Source organism: Halomicrobium sp. HArcht3-1, from assembly GCF_058933345.1.
Genome location: NZ_JBZYDM010000003.1, coordinates 123413 through 139015 on the forward strand (window position 1 = coordinate 123413; position 15603 = coordinate 139015).

Consider the following 15603-nt stretch of genomic DNA (forward strand, 5'->3'; position numbering starts at 1 on the left):
CTGAGCCACGCGACGGCCGAGATAAGAGAGCCGTTCAGTCGGCTCGAAACCGACTGATTTTCTTCGCAAAATTCGCATGTCAGTGTCAGAGAATTAACTTCGGTACCCGCGGTCTGACATCGAGATGGAGGGATTTAAGCCGGCGGGTGACCGCCTTTCGCATGACATGAAATTGCACGAGTACCAGGCGAAGGGTGTCTTCGCCGACGCAGGTATTCCGACGCCTGCATCGACGCTCGCAGAGACCGTCGACGAGGCGGTCGACGCGGCCGAGGAGATCGGGTATCCGGTCGCGATCAAGGCACAGGTACAGGTGGGTGGCCGTGGCAAGGCCGGCGGGATCAAACTCGCAGACAACGCCGAGGAGGCCCGGGAGTTCGCCGACGACATCCTGGGGATGGATCTCAAGGGGATCCACGTCGACCGCGTCCTCGTCGAGGAGGCCGTCGACTTCGTCAACGAACTGTACGTCGGCGTGACGATGGACCGCGGCGAGGGCAAGCCCGTCGCGATGGTCTCGACACGCGGCGGTGTCAACATCGAGGAGGTCGCCGAGGAGGACCCCGACGCCATCGCACGCGAGCACGTCGACCCAGCCTTCGGCATGCACCCCTTCCAGGCCCGGAAGGCCGTCTTCGACGCCGGCGTCGACCGCGCGGTCGCCAACGATGTCGCCAGCGTCCTCCTGACCCTGTACGAACTCTGGGACGAGAAGGACGGCTCCGACGCCGAGATCAATCCGCTGATGATCACCGGCGACGACGAGGTCATCGCGGCCGACGCCGTGATGAACGTCGACGACGACGCCCTCTTCCGCCACCCCGACCTGCAGGAGATGGAAGACGAGGCGGCCGGCGGCGACGAACTCGAACAGAAGGCCGACGAGTACGGCTTCGACTACGTCCGACTCTCGGGCAACGTCGGGATCATCGGCAACGGTGCCGGCCTGGTGATGACGACGCTCGACCTCGTCGATCACTTCGGCGGCGAGCCGGCGAACTTCCTCGACGTGGGCGGCGGCGCGAAGGCCCAGCGGATCGCCAACGCGCTCGATATGGTGTTCTCCGACGACAACGTCGACTCGGTCGTCTTCAACATCTTCGGCGGGATCACCCGCGGCGACGAGGTCGCCAAGGGGATCAATCAGGCGCTCGAACAGTTCGACGAGATTCCAAAGCCCGTCGTCGTCCGACTCGCGGGCACCAACGCAACTGAAGGCATGGAGATTCTCAACGAAGACCTCGTGACCGTGCGACAGACGCTGGAGGACGCCGTCGAACAGGCAGTCATCTACGCCGAGGAGGTGGAAGCATGAGTGTGCTCGTCGACGAGGACACCCGCGTCGTCGTTCAGGGCATCACTGGCGGCGAAGGGAAGTTCCACACCGAACAGATGATGGAGTACGGGACGAACGTCGTCGCCGGCGCAGTCCCCGGTCGCGGCGGGCAGGAAGTCGCCGGCGTCCCGGTCTACGACACCGTCGAGAAAGCCGCGCGTGAGGAAGATGCCAACACGTCCGTCGTCTTCGTCCCGCCGGCCTTCGCCGGTGACGCGATGTTCGAGGCGCTGGACGCACCGCTCGACCTCGTCGTCGCCATCACCGAAGGCGTCCCGACGCAGGACATGGCACGTGTCAAGCGCAAACAGGAGGAGACGGACACGTACCTCGTCGGGCCGAACTGTCCCGGTCTCATCACTCCCGGCGTCGCCAAACTCGGCATCCTGCCGGGCAACATCTTCTCGTCGGGTGACGTTGGGCTGGTCTCCCGCTCGGGGACGCTCACCTACCAGGTCGTCGACAACCTCACGAAGCGCGACATCGGCCAGACGACCGCCATCGGCATCGGCGGGGACCCGATCATCGGTACCAGCTTCATCGACGCGCTGGAGCTGTTCGAGAACGACCCCGACACGAAGGCGGTCGTGATGTGCGGCGAGATCGGCGGCGAAGACGAGGAGCAGGCCGCCCAGTACATCGGCGAGCACATGGACACGCCGGTCGCCGGCTTCATCGCCGGCCGCACGGCACCGCCGGGCAAGCGTATGGGCCACGCCGGAGCCATCGTCTCCGGGAGCGGCACCGGCACGGCCGAATCGAAGATCACCGCACTGGAGAACAACGGTGTGCCCGTCGGCGACACTCCCGAAGAGGTCGTCGACCACATCGAGGACATCCTGTAGAACCGTCGGTTCTCCGAGCGCTCTTTTTCACGCGTTTCGACCGAACAAGGTGCGCCGAGTCGAAGATCACCGCACTGGAGAACAACGGCGTCCCCGTGAGCGAAGCGAACGAGGGCTCGATAGACGAACGAAGTGAGTCTATCGGCGTCCCCGTCGGCGACACCCCCGAAGAGGTCGTCGACCACATCGAGGACATCCTGTAGCCGGTCCGCACCTTCGAGTCGACTATCGATCATATATTTTATCGGTTTTTCGAGACCACAGTGTTACCAATAGGCATGATATGGGCCGCTATCAGCCGTTGAGACAATTCGACACCCGTCCACCGATTTCGTCGATAAAAACGGATTGTATCCACTGAGAACGCCCGATATGAACGTTCCGATGTAGTTATAATGTGTGAGTGGGAAGGCTCAACTATGCCTCATATTTGCCGGGAATGCAAGCAGACGTTCGACACGGAACTCGAACTCGAACTGCACAGGGACACCTGCTCTGCGGGGGAACTGTTCTGTGACGAGTGTGGCGAGCGATTCGCGGAGCGGGCCGGCACGGAGGATGGCTGGCACTATCGCTGCCCGAACGAGGACTGTGAGGGTGAGGGCATCGGCGAGGACATTCACAAGGTATCGAAAGCACGCGTACAGACGCCCTGATACGGTTTATTGTCGTTGCGTACCGGTGATCGTCTACCCCGTGACGACGATCACTGGTACATCGCTACAATAATCCGTATGACTCATTCCGACGACGACCCGGTCAGTATCGACTCGATCCGTTCGAGCGCACGCTGACAGACGGGCACGTATCCACTCGCTAGCAGCGGTATCTCGAACACAACCCGGCACGCTTCTTCGGCGCGCTCGACGCTGTCGACCCGATGACCGGTCCCGGGAATCTTCGCGACGCGCCACGTCCACCGGTAGTCCTCGCAGTCGGTGATCTCGAAGGGAACCCAGAGTCCAACGGGAGTCTTCACACGCCCGGTCGTTCCCGGTTCGATGTACCGGTCGCTGGCTTCGACAGCCACGACCGACGGTCCCCACGTCGGCCACTGTTCGGTATCCGTGAGAACGTCCCACGCCCGGTCACGGCCGACTGCTATCCGTCGACTCACACAGAGACGGCGGCCATCCGGCGTCCGCTCGACGGCGATAGACACGACCTACCTTCGTTCTCACTGGTAATAAACGGGGGCCAACTATAGGGTGGTCCGGTCACAAGCGACGGGCAGATGATCGAAGCGCGGGACTTACGAAAGGAGTACGGGGACTTCGTCGCCGTCGAGGGGAGCACTTTCTCGGTCGACCGCGGGGAAGTGTTCGGCGTCATCGGCCCAAACGGGGCGGGCAAGACGACGACGTTGAAAATGCTCTCGGGGTTGCTCGAACCCACCGGCGGTGAGATCAGCGTCGCGGGCTACGACGTAACAGACACCGCGATGCGCCAGCAACTGGGCTTTCTGCCCGAGGAGTCGCCGCTGTACGAGGAGATGACGCCCACGTCGTATCTGCGCTTTTTTGCCGACCTCTACGACGTGCCAAAAGACGTGGCGACCGAGCGAATGCACGAGACGCTCGACGAACTCGACCTCGAACACCGCGAGCGGAAACTGGGCGACATGTCCAAAGGGATGAAACGGAAAGTCGCCATCGCCCGCTCGCTGATCAACGATCCCGACGTGCTGGTCTACGACGAACCGGCCAGCGGTCTCGACCCGCTGACGACGAACTACGTCATCGATTTCACCGAGCAGCTGGCGAAGGAGGGCAAGACCATCGTCTTCTCGGCACACAATCTCTATCACGTCGAAAGCATCTGTGATCGCGTCGCGATCATGAACGAGGGACATATCGTGGCCCGGGGCGATCTGGCGGAGCTACAGGCCGAATACGGCGACCGCAAGTACTACGTCTACACGACCGTCGAGGTCCCCGACGCGGTACAGGAGAACGGCCACTGGCGACGTGTCGTCGACAGCATGGACGGTGTCGACGCGGTACGGGACGCGGCGATGGAAGCAGGCGGTGACGTGATCGACATCCGCACGGAAGAGTCCAGTCTCGAAGAGGTGTTCCTGAACGTCGCAGAGCGGGAGACGCCCGGCTCCCGCTACGTCGAGGAGGCCTGAATGAATCCACGGAAGCTACTGCGGATCGCAAAGTGGGAGGTGACGAAGAACGCCGGTGGCGTCGACAAGCGCACGGTCGCCATCATGGGCCTCTCGGTCGTCGCGATGGTGCTCGTGGCCGGGCTTGCCGCCAGCAGTGGCGCGACGGGACTCGACAGCGGTCTCTACCGGGTCGGCGTCGACGAGTCGAGTCCTTACTACGCACCGGCCGCCGACGACCCTGCGTTCATCGTCAGCGAGCCGAGTACGCTCGCAGTCGAGCGCGGCCAGCAGGAACTGCTCTTCGACGGGACCGAACTACAGAACCGACTGCGCACGCCCAAAGAGCGGGCGGCGCTCAGTGAGTTTCGGACGAGCGTCGACAGCTACAACGGCCGACTCATGGCCGAGGACGACAATCAGACCGCTGCGTACCCGGTCTCGGTCAGTCTGGTCTACCTCGAACAGGACGGCGTCACGGAGACGATCCAGACCGGAGGCGGGTCCGAGGGGGACAGCGGGAACAGCGGTGACGGGGCCACCGACGGTGGAACGGGCGATGGCTCGGCGAGCAGTGACAGTGGGACAGGCGAGGACGGCAGTGGCGCGACCGCGGGTGGATCGACCGACAGTGACACCGGTTCGCTCAGCAGTCTCGGCGCGGGGCTGACTGGTGGCTCCACCAGCGGCACGCCGGGTGACATTCAGCCACCGTTCCCCTTCGAGTCGCTGGTGCTCGCGTTCCTCTTTATCGTCCCGATGAACTTCGTGATTCAGGCGTACGGGTCGACGATGCTCTCGGAGCGACTCAATCGCCGTGGTGAACTGTTACTCGTCTCGCCGGTGAGTCGCTTCGACATCATCGCCGGCAAGACCCTACCCTACTTCCTCGGTGCGATGGGTGTCATCACCGCGATCACGCTCGGACTTCGATTTTCGGGCCTGACCACCGGCGGCGGTCCCATCGCCGTCCTCGCCATCCTGCCCCTCGCGCTCCTCTTCCTCTCGGCGACGTTCCTCGGGGCGATGTTCGCCCGGTCGTTCAAGGAACTGACCTTCGTGACGGTGACGGTGACGGTGTCGCTGACCAGCTATGCGTTCGTGCCGGCGATCTTCACCGACGTGACCCCGATCGCGCTCATCTCGCCGCTGACCGTCGTCGTCAGGGACCTGCAGGGACAGGCCGTGACGCTCGGTGATTTCGCGTTCTCGACGACCCCGCCGACGCTGACGGCGCTGGTACTGTTCGGGCTCGGTGCGGGACTGTACCGCGAGGAGGACATGTTCACCCAGCGTCCCATCCCGCTGAAAGTGCTGGACTCGCTGTCGGGCCGGATCGCCTCCTCGTGGAGTGCGCTGAAGCTGTCGGCCCTCCTCCTCCCGTTCGTCTTCGTCGCCGAACTGGCGGCGGTCGCGCTCCTCTTCGCGCTGGGTGAGGTGTCGATCCCGCTCGTCCTCGTGGCGGTCGTCGTCATCGAAGAGGTCGCGAAGAGTCTGCACCTCTACGCTGGCTTCGAGAGCGGGCGCTACGACCGAGGACTCCGCTCGGCCGTGGTCGTCGGCGCACTCAGTGGGCTTGGCTTTTTCCTCGCCGAGAAGTTCGTCGCGATCATCCAGCTGGTCCAGCTAGACGAGATCAACACGGGCGAAGCAGCCTTTATTACCGGAACGGCGCCCGACGGGCTAGGCTTGCTGCTCGCGGGGGCGCTGTTGCTCGCGCCGCTCGTACTCCACACCGTCACGGCGACGGTGTCCTCGCTCGGAGCGCGTCGAAGCCGGCGGGCCTATCTCCTCGCCCTCGTCGGGGCGATGGCGATCCACTTCGCGTACAACTACGTGGTGGTGAGTACGTATGTCCAGTAAGCGCTCGTGGGACCCCCGGCTGATCATCGCACGCCGCGATCTGGCGTCGCTGAGCCGCGAGAAGACCATCGTCCTCGCGCTGTTGATTCAGCTGTTCGTCGCGGCGTTCTCGTCGTTCCTCGTGGTCGGGCTGACCTCGCTGTACGATCCGGGTACCGTCGACGCCGGCGGCATCGAGATCGGTGTGACTGGCGAGGCCAAGCAAGACCTGTTCGAGGCCGTCGCCGAGACCGACGGCGTCCAGCCGATCACGTTCGAATCGGTCGAGAGCACACAGCGCGCCTTCGATCAGGGTCGCGTCGACGCGTATCTCGACGGGTCGTACATCGAACCGCCCGACAGCGACGGGACTGTCGTGCAGGTGACAGCGACAGCGCCCGACAGTTCCATCCGCACGACGCTCGTGGTCGTCCAGCTACGGAAGGTGCTGAAGACGCTGGAGCGTCAAGAGCGGTTCGAACGCGCCGGCTCGCTCGATACCGTCCCCCTTCGGCTGCCGCCGGAAGCCGACGCCAGCCCCTACTTCAGCTTCACCTACACTGTCTTGATCCCGCTGTTGCTGTTCTTGCCACCGTTCATCAGTGGCTCCGTCGCCGTCGACACCGTCACCGAAGAGATCGAACGGGGGACGCTCGAACTCCTCCGGGTCGCACCGGTGAGCCTCGTCGATATCGTCGACGGGAAATCGCTGGCGATGATCGTGCTCGCGCCGGCACAGGGGGCGCTGTGGCTGGGGTTGCTGTCGCTCAACGACATCACGGTGGCGAATCCGGTGGCGCTGCTGGTACTGGTCGCGGCGACGGCGGGTATCGTCGTCGTCTTCGGCGTCGTCCTCGGTCTCCAGCTCGGCCGGCGTCGACCCGCACAGTTGCTGTACTCGATCCTGACGCTGGTCGTCTTCGGCGCGGCAATCTTGCTCCCGGAGCACCCGTCGACGACGGCGGCGAAACTCGCAGTCGACAGTCCGACCCTGCTCACCTACGGTCACGTCGCCGGCTACGTCGTGGTGGCCGCCGTGCTGTTCGTGGTGACCCGTCGCTACGTCGACCGGATCCAGCCTGAGTCGCTGTAAGGGGTCGATCACCACTACACTCTTATTGGGCGATGGTCTCTGACACGCACATGCAACGGCCGCTGGTGCTCGTCGCGCTGCTTCTCGTCGTCAGTGCGTCGGTCGCCGTCGGACCGCTGGGTGCGGATGCGAGCCAGCCCACGGTCACGGAACAGGCGAACGTGACGGTCGAGTCGCTCCCAGACGACACCGTGACACTCGAACGCGGGCGGTTCGGAAGTGGGAGGTATCACATCGATGCACCGCCGGCGGTCGTCAACGTCACGAACGTCACCGGCACGCCGATTCTCAGATACGTGATCGACGTGCCAGACCTGTGGATCACGGTGACGGGTCGCTACGGCCTCGGTGGACGCGAGGGCCGTCTCCAGATGCGACCGAGTCCGGTGACCGTCAGTCCCGACTCGATCGGTCGCGACAGTTACGAGGCGACCGTCGCGGTCTGGATTCGTACCGGCACGCACGAACGCGACATCGTCCAGCGACGCGTCACGGTGGAGGTGACTCCGTGAGCGTCACCGATCGGCTGCTGGCAGGTGAGCAAGTCGAGGTTGCGGACCTCCGTACCGCGGTGTTCCGAGGGATCTTCGGCGATCGTGTCGGGCTGACCCTGGCGCTGGTCACGTGCTTCTGGATCGGGCTGACCTGGCGACTCGGATTCGCATCGAACGACCAGTACACCTTCGCCAACAGCGTGCTGGCTATCGCCGACGGGCAACTGCACATCACTCAGCCGCGGTACGGGCCACCCTCTGGTGCGACACCGGGGACGTATCTCGTCGACGGTCGCGTCTACGGCCGAAACTACGGCATCGTCGTCCCGTCGGCGGTGACCTACGGGGTGCTTCGAGTACTCGCCGTGGTCGCCGACGTCCGCGTCTTGCTTACGGGACTGTGGTCACTGACGCTCGTCGGCATCGGCGGTGCCGTCGGCAGGCAGCTCGACCGGGACCGGGCAGGTGTGATCGTCGGGGCGCTTCTCGCCGGTGTGCTCTTCTCGCTGTCACTCCTCGTCGTTGAGCCACTCTCGTCCTACTGGCTGCCGCTGCTCGCGTTACAACTCACGACGGCCGCCGCGACTGCGGTCACGGCCGTCGTCGGGTATCGGCTCGTCACCCAGCAGTACGATCGGTCGCTCGGTGTGGCTGCGGGGCTTGCACTCGTCGTCGCGACCCCGGTCGGGTTCTGGGCGACGCTCCCGAAACGCCACAGCGTGACTGCGATGGTCGTGCTCTGTACGATGTACACGCTGTATCGTGCCAGAGCCGCGCCGTCGTCGCGGTCGGCGCTTCGGTTCCGCGCACTGACGTACGTCTGGCCCGCACTGCTCGCGTGGGTCCACGCCCCCCTCGGTGGCATTCTGCTCGCGGCCGTCGCCGTCGTCGACCTGCCGACGGCGGAGTCGAACCGCGTGCGGGCGCTGCTCACCATCGGCGTGGCGTTCGCCCTCGCTCTCGTGCCCTTCCTCGCAACGAACGCGCTCGTCTCCGGCAACCCCGTCCTGCCACCGCGATTCCTCCCCGGCTACACCGGCGACGTGTTGACTGGCGCGACGGAGTCGGTCACCGACACGGCTGACGGTGTCGGAGGGAACGCGACTGCGAGCGGGACGAACGTGAGCACGGGCGAAACGAGCGCCGGTACGGAGGGAACGAGTGCCAGCCCGGACGGAACGTCGTCGGGATCGGGCGGCATTTTGAACGTCTTCCTCGACGGCGACCTGCAGCTCGCCGGGATACTCTCCCGGTTCGTCGCCTCCTACGGGGCGCTTGCAGACCCCGAACGCCTCTTTCGGGTTTTCGTTCACACGGGGTACGTGCCGAAGCTCCGTTCGTCTCAGGACGCGGCGATCAATCTGAGCGTGCTCGCGTCGATGCCCCTGCTCGGGGCGCTCGTCTCGTCGCTCGTGCTGGCTGGACGATGGGTGGTCGACGGAACCCCCGCCCTCGCGTCGCCGCGGAACTGGTCGGCGATCAGGGTCGTCGACAGTTTCAGTATCGTCTACGTCTGCCTCCTGCTCGGCCTGTTCTTTCGATTGCTACCGATTCATCACATGCTCACCGTGCGATACCTGCACCCACTGTACGTGATCGGCGTCTTCTGGCTCGTCCGACTGCCCGTCGTCCGGCGATCCGTACAAACGGCCACACGAGCGCTGATCGGGAGCTACGGGATCACAGTCGTCGCCTTCCTCCCGGCGTACCTGTCTGTCATCGCCGTCGGCCGATTGGTGCTCGACGAGAGCATCCAGTTGTACGCCATCGTCGCGCTCGCCGTGGCCCTCGCCGTCGGTCTCTGGGCGCTCCTCAGTTCGCTCGACGGGGGCTACCGAACGGCGGGTGCAGTCGCTCTCGGGGTCGCTGCCGGGACGATGTCGGTCTATCTCCTCGTCGCCGGTCTCGCACTCTTCCCGACCACTGGCGAATTTCTGGTGCCGATCTCTCGGGTCCTGAGCGAGCGGTTCCACTATGCCAGACTCGTCGGCAGCACACCCCCGTTCTGGGATGCGACCCAACTGTTTGTCACCGCTGAGTCGCTCGTGTCCGCCCTCTCGTGACAGTCGCGGAACACCGCTTGCCGCGCCACGAATTTATTAGCGTGTCGACCGTCCATCGTCGGTATGGAGTACACGACGCTCGGTTCGACCGGGATGGAAGTCAGTCGCCTGTGTCTTGGCTGTATGAGCTTCGGCACCCCGGAGTGGCGTGAGTGGGTGTTAGACGAGGACGAGAGCCACGAGATCATCGAGCGGGCGATCGATCTGGGGATCAATTTCTTCGACACGGCCAATATGTACTCGATGGGTGAATCCGAGCGCGTGCTCGGGAACGCCCTCGCCGAGTACGACCGCGACGAGCAGGTCGTCGCCACGAAGGGGTTCTTCCAGATGGACGAGGACGATCCTAACTCCGGTGGGACCTCGCGAAAGGCACTGGAACAGGAGCTATCGAACAGCCTCGACCGACTGGGGCTGGAGACGATCGACCTCTACCAGACTCACCGCTGGGACTACGACACGCCGATCGAGACGACGCTACGGACGCTCGACGACGCGGTCCGTCGGGGCCAGATCCGCCACGCCGGCACGTCGTCGATGTACACCTACCAGTTCGCGAGTGCTCGCCACACGAGCGAGCGCGAGGGGCTGACGCGCTTCGAGACGATGCAAAATCACTACAATCTCCTCTATCGCGAGGAGGAACGCGAGATGCTGCCCTACTGCCAGCAGGAAGACGTGGGCGTCATCCCGTGGAGTCCGCTGGCCCGGGGCTATCTCACCCGTCCCCACGAGGCGTTCGAGGCGACGACCCGCGGCGAGACCGACGACTACGCCCGCGAACACCCCTACTTCGAGGGCGGCGGCCGCGAGATCAACGAACGCGTCGAGGAACTGGCCGACGAGAAGGACGCCACGATGGCCCAGATCGCACTCTCGTGGCTCTTGCACAAGGATGCCGTCGACGCCCCCATCGTCGGCACCACGAGCGTCGAACACCTCGAACAGGCCGTGGCAGCGCTCGACATCTCGCTGTCCGACTCGGACATCGAGTGGCTCGAAGCGCCCTACGAGCCTGTGCGGGTGTCCGGGCACGAGTAGCACGAGGTCGTGACCGCAGGGAACGACCACGTGACAGCGAACGCGGAGCGAAGCGATGCGTGAGCAGCGAGGGGCGCGGCGAGCGAAGCGAGCCGCGGCCCTCGGATTGCGAGCGGGAGCGAACGGCGAGGCACTCCGCGCCTCGAAACTGTGAACGGCGAGTTTACGAGCCGTGAGCGGAGTGAGCGACACGCGAGTAGGGCGTGGCGCTAAGGAGCAGCGCGACGAGAGGGCCACGGAACGGCGAACGCGGAGCGAAGCGATGCGTGAGCCACGGGGTTCGAGCGAACCACGAACGGTCCGCTACTCGTCGTCGAACTGCCGTTTCAGCAGGTAGCCGACGCCGCCGAGACCGGCCAGTGCGCTCGTGAGACCGAAGCCGGGACCGCTCGCGCTGGGACCGTCACCGCGGACGGTCCTGACCTCCTGCTCGGTTCGCGCGCTATCGCCGTTGCTGTCCGTCACGGTCAGTTCGACGAAGAAGTGACCGACTTCCTCGAATGTCTGACTGACCTGTTGGCCGGCGGCCGTCTCCCCGTTGTCGAAGTCCCACTCGTAGGCGACGATCCGGTCGGCCGGCGTCTCGGACGGGGCGGCGTCGAACTCGACGGTCTCGCCGACGGGTGGACCGGTCGGTCGGAAGGTGAAGGCCGCCGAGACCTCGCTCGTCGAGCCGTCGCCACTGGCGGCACTCGTGGTGGTCGCGCCGGAGTCCGTCGGTGTCTCGTCGCCCTCGGTGTCGGTCGCGGTCTCGTCACTTCCGGTCGTGGTCGCTTCGTCGACTTCGGTCTCCGTTGCTGTCGGTTCCGGCCGAACACGGAACGGTTCGTCGGTCGATGCCGACGTACCGTTGTCGTCGGTCACCGTCAGCGTCACCTCGTACTCGCCGGGTTCGGTGAGCGTCGTCGACGTTCTCGGCCCGGTCGCCTCGTAGGTGCTCGGACCGCTCACAGTCCATGCGAAGTCGGTGATTCCGGTGTCGTCCGTCGACCCGGTCCCGTCGAACGACACCGGCTCTCCAACGACCGGGTCGGGCGGATAGTACTCGATCGACGGGTCGGGTGGCTCGTTTTCTCCTTCCGTGATCGCATAGAGCGTGCCGTCGGCCGTGGGAACGTAGAGGACGCCGTTCGCGACCGCGAGCGAGGTCCCCGCTCCCTGCGCGCCGAGGTCGTACGACCACAGTTCCTCGCCCGACGCAGCGTCGAAAGCGTAGACGACTCCCTCGTCAGTCGGGCCGACGTACGCGACGCCGTCGGCGATGGCAGGGACCGTGTTGACCTCGCTGATCTCGAACGACCATTGCTCCGTGCCGTCGCGTCCGAGTCCGTACACGTTCGGATCGGAGTCTCCATCGTCGCCGTAGGTCCCGACCGCGACGACGGTGGCTGCCGAGACGGCCACGGCGTTGCCGTACTCTTCATCTTCGAAGTCGAACGACCAGCGGACAGCACCCGTCGTCGTATCGATCGCTTCCGCGGAGGCAGTGTAGACGATGCCGTCCCGGTAGCTCGGTTGCTGGGACGTGGCCCCTTGGGACTGATCCCACAGGTGGGTCCCGTCCGACCGGTCGAAGGCACGCAGCATCCGCTCGTCGACTCCCCTGTCCGCCGAGACGAAGACGCGGTCCTCGGAGACGGCCGGCGGTGCCATGGGGTCGCCGAGGAACAGCTGGTAGTCCCACTCGACGGTACCATCGGCCGCGTCGAGCGCGTAGAGGTTTCCTTCGTCAGCGTCTGTCCTGTACGGGACGTAGAGACTCCCGTCGTACAGAACTGGCCGCTCCGGTGCGAGGTCGGGTGAAGGGTCGTCGGGTGTCCACGACCACTGTTCGGTGCCCTCGCTCCTGTCCAGCGCGACCACGCTTTCCCCGCGTGTCGTGTACAGCGTGGTCCCGGTGACGGTCGGCGGTGTATCCATCTCTGCCGTCCAGATGCCGTCCCGGTTCGTCGTGCGCAACGCGTAGTCGTTCGCGTACGTCGTCGTCCCGGAGACGACCGGCGTGATACCAGATCCGATCCCCGCCACCGACCACGCCTCGGTGGGATTTCGTGTCGGCCCCGCAGTCGATGTCGCTCCCGTTCCGCCAGCGTCGTGCTGTGCCATAGGCCATCCAGCGGCGGCCGTCTGGGCCGACCCCACGGTCGACACTGACGAACCGACTGTCCCGAGAGCTGACAGACCAGCGAGGCTCTGGAGGAGAGTCCGTCGTGAAAGTAGCGCGTCGCCGTTCACTGTACTCTCGATATTGAACACTCGTGACTTAAATACCAACAGTCTCCGTTATCGGGCCAGATACTGTCGGCTGTACAGCGGTGACCGGTTTCGCTACTCCGGGGCGGCGAACCCATTTGCGAAGTGACAGCCAACAGTACGAGTCCAGCGTCTATGGAACGCGCCCGCCCGCCGTTCCGCGGTCGCTCGGCGGTGTCGTACCCGCCTGTTCGTGAGTGTGGTGGTAGAACCGCAGTCCCGGCCCGCCCTCGCGTTCGATCGGTTCGAAACACACGCGTCGGAACCGTTCGTTCTCGATCAGGTTCACCGCGACGCCCTCCTCGTGGGTCGAGACCGACTCGTACGGCGTCTCACAGATCGGACACCGCACTGGCTGTCCAGTCTCGTCGCTCGCTTCGTCGCCGCTCATCGCTCGGCCCGGACCTCGTCTGCGACCCGCTGGATCGTCTCGAAGGCCGCGTCGCTGTACGCGATCACGCGTACGTCCGACAGCGACGACGGGTCGTGGCGGTCGATCTCCTCGCAGACGATTCGCGCGCCCTCGGCGACCGAGAAGCCGGCGACGCCCGTCCCGAGGAGCGGGAGCACTATGGACTCGGCACCGAGGTCGTCGGCCCGTTCGAGACTGTTTCGGGTGGCGTCGCGGATGCTCTGTTCGGTCGCCTTCCCATCGCCGTAGTGGGGCATCGCCGCGGCGTGGATCACGTGGTCGGCGTCGAGGTCGAAGGCGTCTGTGACCGCGACTTCGCCCAGATCGACCGGTCCCTGCTCGACGGCGGCGTTGTTGATCGCCGGGCCGGCACCCCGTCGGAGCGCGCCAGCGACGCCCGATCCCATCTCCAGACTGGTGCCCGCGGCGTTGACGAGTACGTCGCCCGACTGCGCTGCGATGTCGCCCTGTACGATCGAAAAGTCCATATCGGGGCTGTCTCGGCGGTCGCCCAAAGTTCCCCGGGCGACACCCATTACGTGCTCGGGACCCAAGATCCGATATGCGTCGCCTGCTCTCGATGGAGTGGCGGAACGTCCTCTTTGCACACTGGCCCGTCCCCGTCGACATCGTCGCCCAGTCGCTGCCCGACGGACTGCACGTCGACACGTACGACGGGTCGGCGTGGCTCGGTGTCGTTCCCTTCGAGATGACCGACATCCGGCCCCGTGGCTCGCCCGTCGGGGTCAGCTTCAACGAACTGAACCTCAGGACCTACGTCACCAGCGACGGTGAGCCGGGCGTGTACTTCTACAACCTCGACGCCGACGACAGGCTGGGGGTCTCGGTCGCTCGGCGATTTTTCCGCCTGCCGTACTACCGGGCGCGGATGACGGTCCACCACGACGGCTCGCGGACGCGCTTCCAGAGCGTGCGCACCCACTCGGACGCCCCGCCGGCCCGGTTCAGAGCGACGTACGAGCCGACCGGGCTGCCCGAACCGGCCCGCCCTGACTCGCTGGCGGCGTTCCTCACGGAACGGTATCGGTTCTACGTCGCCGACGACCGTGATCGGCTCTACTACGCCGACATCGAGCATCCGCCGTGGGACCTTCAGCCGGCGACGGTGACGTTCGAGCGCAACGACCTGTTCGAGGCAAACGGCTTCGACGACCCAGACTCCGAGCGTGTCGTCCACTTCAGCCCGGGTCTCGACGTGACGGCAGGTCGACTCCACCGGCGCTGATACGGATTATTGTAGATCTTTACCGAATCGACCGCACGACGGCGTGTGGTCGACCGGGCAAACGGCTACAATAATCCGTATGAGACCCCTTCGTCGTCGTTCGATCCGTCACCGATCGACAACCGTCCGTCTCAAGCCAGTGGCGACCTCAGTGATACGCATGCCCGACCCGCTGCGACCGCTGTCCGTGATTCTCTCCGACGTGTGTTTCGTCCACTGGCCGGTCGCGCCCGCCCGCGTCGAGGCGGTCGTGCCAGACTGGCTGGACGCCGATACTGCCGACGGTTCGGCGTGGGTGTCGGCGCTCGCGCTGTCGATGGACCAGTTCGACGTGTTCGGTCTCCCCGTCCGCGAGGGAGTCGAGGGAATCAATCTGCGGACCTACGTTCGGACGCCCGGGGGCGACCGCAGCGTCTACTTCCTCTCGCTGGACGTGTCGGATCGACTGGCGGCCGACACCGCCCGGACGCTGTTTCGGCTGCCGTATCACCACGCGACCGTCCGTCGCCGAACCGAGGGACCGCGGACGGAGGTCGTCGCGCGCCGCCGTTCCGACCCGAACACGCGGTTCACGCTCACCTTCGAACCGACCGGTGAGCCGACGACGGCGTCCCCCGACACGCTCGCTTCGTTCCTCGTCGAACGCACCCGGTACGTCACCGAGGGGCCGCTGGGCACGCGACTCGTGGGCGCAGTCGGCCATCGACCGTGGTCGATCCAGCCCGCCGACGCGGCCGTCGCCGAGAACACGCTGCTGTCGGCGGCCGGGATCGAATCCGTCGACGGCGACCCACTGGTCCACTACAGCCCCGGCGTCGAGGTGGGGATCGGCGGGCTGGAACCGATCTGAACGACAGAACAACTAAGA

The 15603-nt window shown here is 65.2% G+C and carries 15 protein-coding genes; 11 read left to right on the forward strand and 4 right to left on the reverse strand.

Annotated elements, in window-relative coordinates; all coding sequences use genetic code 11:
• Positions 1-166 precede the first annotated feature (166 nt).
• The 3 genes from sucC to AC5FRW_RS05930 all read left to right on the forward strand — a co-directional run bounded on the left by sucC (position 167) and on the right by AC5FRW_RS05930 (position 2837).
• Complete coding sequence (sucC, locus tag AC5FRW_RS05920) at positions 167-1315, forward strand: ADP-forming succinate--CoA ligase subunit beta (RefSeq protein ID WP_493567509.1); 1149 nt, start codon at positions 167-169, stop codon at positions 1313-1315.
• Positions 1312-2181 (forward strand): succinate--CoA ligase subunit alpha, encoded by an 870-nt coding sequence (gene sucD, locus AC5FRW_RS05925; RefSeq protein ID WP_493567510.1) that lies wholly within the window; start codon positions 1312-1314, stop codon positions 2179-2181. Before sucC ends, sucD begins: the two co-directional genes overlap by 4 nt.
• A gap of 419 nt (positions 2182-2600) precedes the next feature.
• Positions 2601-2837 carry a transcriptional regulator gene (locus tag AC5FRW_RS05930; RefSeq protein ID WP_493567511.1) on the forward strand — a complete coding sequence of 79 codons (237 nt, stop codon included), beginning with the start codon at positions 2601-2603 and terminating at the stop codon, positions 2835-2837.
• 83 nt (positions 2838-2920) lie between these two features.
• Here the strand turns inward: AC5FRW_RS05930 and AC5FRW_RS05935 are convergent, their stop codons facing one another.
• Positions 2921-3343, reverse strand: coding sequence for an SRPBCC family protein (locus AC5FRW_RS05935; protein WP_493567512.1), 423 nt, complete (start codon positions 3341-3343; stop codon positions 2921-2923).
• Between the two features lie 72 nt (positions 3344-3415).
• Between AC5FRW_RS05935 and AC5FRW_RS05940 the strand changes: the two genes are divergently transcribed.
• From AC5FRW_RS05940 to AC5FRW_RS05965, 6 genes are all read left to right on the forward strand, one after another.
• Complete coding sequence (locus AC5FRW_RS05940) at positions 3416-4312, forward strand: ABC transporter ATP-binding protein (protein WP_493567513.1); 897 nt, start codon at positions 3416-3418, stop codon at positions 4310-4312.
• Complete coding sequence (locus AC5FRW_RS05945) at positions 4313-6154, forward strand: ABC transporter permease (RefSeq protein WP_493567514.1); 1842 nt, start codon at positions 4313-4315, stop codon at positions 6152-6154. It begins immediately after the preceding gene.
• Positions 6144-7226, forward strand: coding sequence for an ABC transporter permease (locus tag AC5FRW_RS05950; RefSeq protein WP_493567515.1), 1083 nt, complete (start codon positions 6144-6146; stop codon positions 7224-7226). The genes AC5FRW_RS05945 and AC5FRW_RS05950 overlap by 11 nt, the downstream gene beginning before the upstream one ends.
• A gap of 50 nt (positions 7227-7276) precedes the next feature.
• Positions 7277-7738, forward strand: a complete 462-nt coding sequence (locus AC5FRW_RS05955; RefSeq protein ID WP_493567516.1) for a hypothetical protein — start codon at positions 7277-7279, stop codon at positions 7736-7738.
• A complete protein-coding gene (locus AC5FRW_RS05960; protein WP_493567517.1) occupies positions 7735-9783 on the forward strand; it encodes a hypothetical protein in 2049 nt (682 codons plus the stop codon). Before AC5FRW_RS05955 ends, AC5FRW_RS05960 begins: the two co-directional genes overlap by 4 nt.
• A 63-nt stretch (positions 9784-9846) precedes the next feature.
• Complete coding sequence (locus AC5FRW_RS05965) at positions 9847-10824, forward strand: aldo/keto reductase (RefSeq protein WP_493567518.1); 978 nt, start codon at positions 9847-9849, stop codon at positions 10822-10824.
• A 303-nt stretch (positions 10825-11127) separates the two neighbouring features.
• Here the strand turns inward: AC5FRW_RS05965 and AC5FRW_RS05970 are convergent, their stop codons facing one another.
• From AC5FRW_RS05970 to AC5FRW_RS05980, 3 genes are all read right to left on the reverse strand, one after another.
• Positions 11128-12930, reverse strand: coding sequence for an outer membrane protein assembly factor BamB family protein (locus tag AC5FRW_RS05970; protein WP_493567519.1), 1803 nt, complete (start codon positions 12928-12930; stop codon positions 11128-11130).
• Between the two features lie 280 nt (positions 12931-13210).
• Positions 13211-13468, reverse strand: coding sequence for a DUF8145 family protein (locus tag AC5FRW_RS05975; RefSeq protein ID WP_493567520.1), 258 nt, complete (start codon positions 13466-13468; stop codon positions 13211-13213).
• Positions 13465-13977: a macro domain-containing protein gene (locus AC5FRW_RS05980; protein ID WP_493567521.1), complete on the reverse strand. Its 513-nt coding sequence runs from the start codon at positions 13975-13977 to the stop codon at positions 13465-13467. Before AC5FRW_RS05980 ends, AC5FRW_RS05975 begins: the two co-directional genes overlap by 4 nt.
• A gap of 74 nt (positions 13978-14051) precedes the next feature.
• Here AC5FRW_RS05980 and AC5FRW_RS05985 point away from each other — a divergent pair, with 74 nt between their 5' ends.
• Together AC5FRW_RS05985 and AC5FRW_RS05990 are read left to right on the forward strand one after the other, a co-directional pair.
• A complete protein-coding gene (locus tag AC5FRW_RS05985) occupies positions 14052-14735 on the forward strand; it encodes a YqjF family protein (protein WP_493567522.1) in 684 nt (227 codons plus the stop codon).
• A 160-nt stretch (positions 14736-14895) separates the two neighbouring features.
• On the forward strand, positions 14896-15585 hold the full coding sequence (locus AC5FRW_RS05990; RefSeq protein WP_493567523.1) for a YqjF family protein: 690 nt from the start codon (positions 14896-14898) through the stop codon (positions 15583-15585).
• The last annotated feature ends 18 nt before the right edge of the window (positions 15586-15603 follow it).

Bases quoted from the DNA above. Each gene is read 5' to 3' on its own strand.
- AC5FRW_RS05990 (WP_493567523.1), top strand. From the start codon at position 14,896: ATGCCCGACCCGCTGCGACCGCTGTCCGTGATTCTCTCCGACGTGTGT.
- AC5FRW_RS05985 (WP_493567522.1), top strand. From the start codon at position 14,052: ATGCGTCGCCTGCTCTCGATGGAGTGGCGGAACGTCCTCTTTGCACAC.
- AC5FRW_RS05955 (WP_493567516.1), top strand. From the start codon at position 7,277: ATGCAACGGCCGCTGGTGCTCGTCGCGCTGCTTCTCGTCGTCAGTGCG.
- sucD (WP_493567510.1), top strand. From the start codon at position 1,312: ATGAGTGTGCTCGTCGACGAGGACACCCGCGTCGTCGTTCAGGGCATC.
- AC5FRW_RS05970 (WP_493567519.1), bottom strand. From the start codon at position 12,930: ATGGCACAGCACGACGCTGGCGGAACGGGAGCGACATCGACTGCGGGG.
- AC5FRW_RS05940 (WP_493567513.1), top strand. From the start codon at position 3,416: ATGATCGAAGCGCGGGACTTACGAAAGGAGTACGGGGACTTCGTCGCC.
- sucC (WP_493567509.1), top strand. From the start codon at position 167: ATGAAATTGCACGAGTACCAGGCGAAGGGTGTCTTCGCCGACGCAGGT.
- AC5FRW_RS05945 (WP_493567514.1), top strand. From the start codon at position 4,313: ATGAATCCACGGAAGCTACTGCGGATCGCAAAGTGGGAGGTGACGAAG.
- AC5FRW_RS05965 (WP_493567518.1), top strand. From the start codon at position 9,847: ATGGAGTACACGACGCTCGGTTCGACCGGGATGGAAGTCAGTCGCCTG.
- AC5FRW_RS05975 (WP_493567520.1), bottom strand. From the start codon at position 13,468: ATGAGCGGCGACGAAGCGAGCGACGAGACTGGACAGCCAGTGCGGTGT.
- AC5FRW_RS05950 (WP_493567515.1), top strand. From the start codon at position 6,144: ATGTCCAGTAAGCGCTCGTGGGACCCCCGGCTGATCATCGCACGCCGC.
- AC5FRW_RS05930 (WP_493567511.1), top strand. From the start codon at position 2,601: ATGCCTCATATTTGCCGGGAATGCAAGCAGACGTTCGACACGGAACTC.
- AC5FRW_RS05980 (WP_493567521.1), bottom strand. From the start codon at position 13,977: ATGGACTTTTCGATCGTACAGGGCGACATCGCAGCGCAGTCGGGCGAC.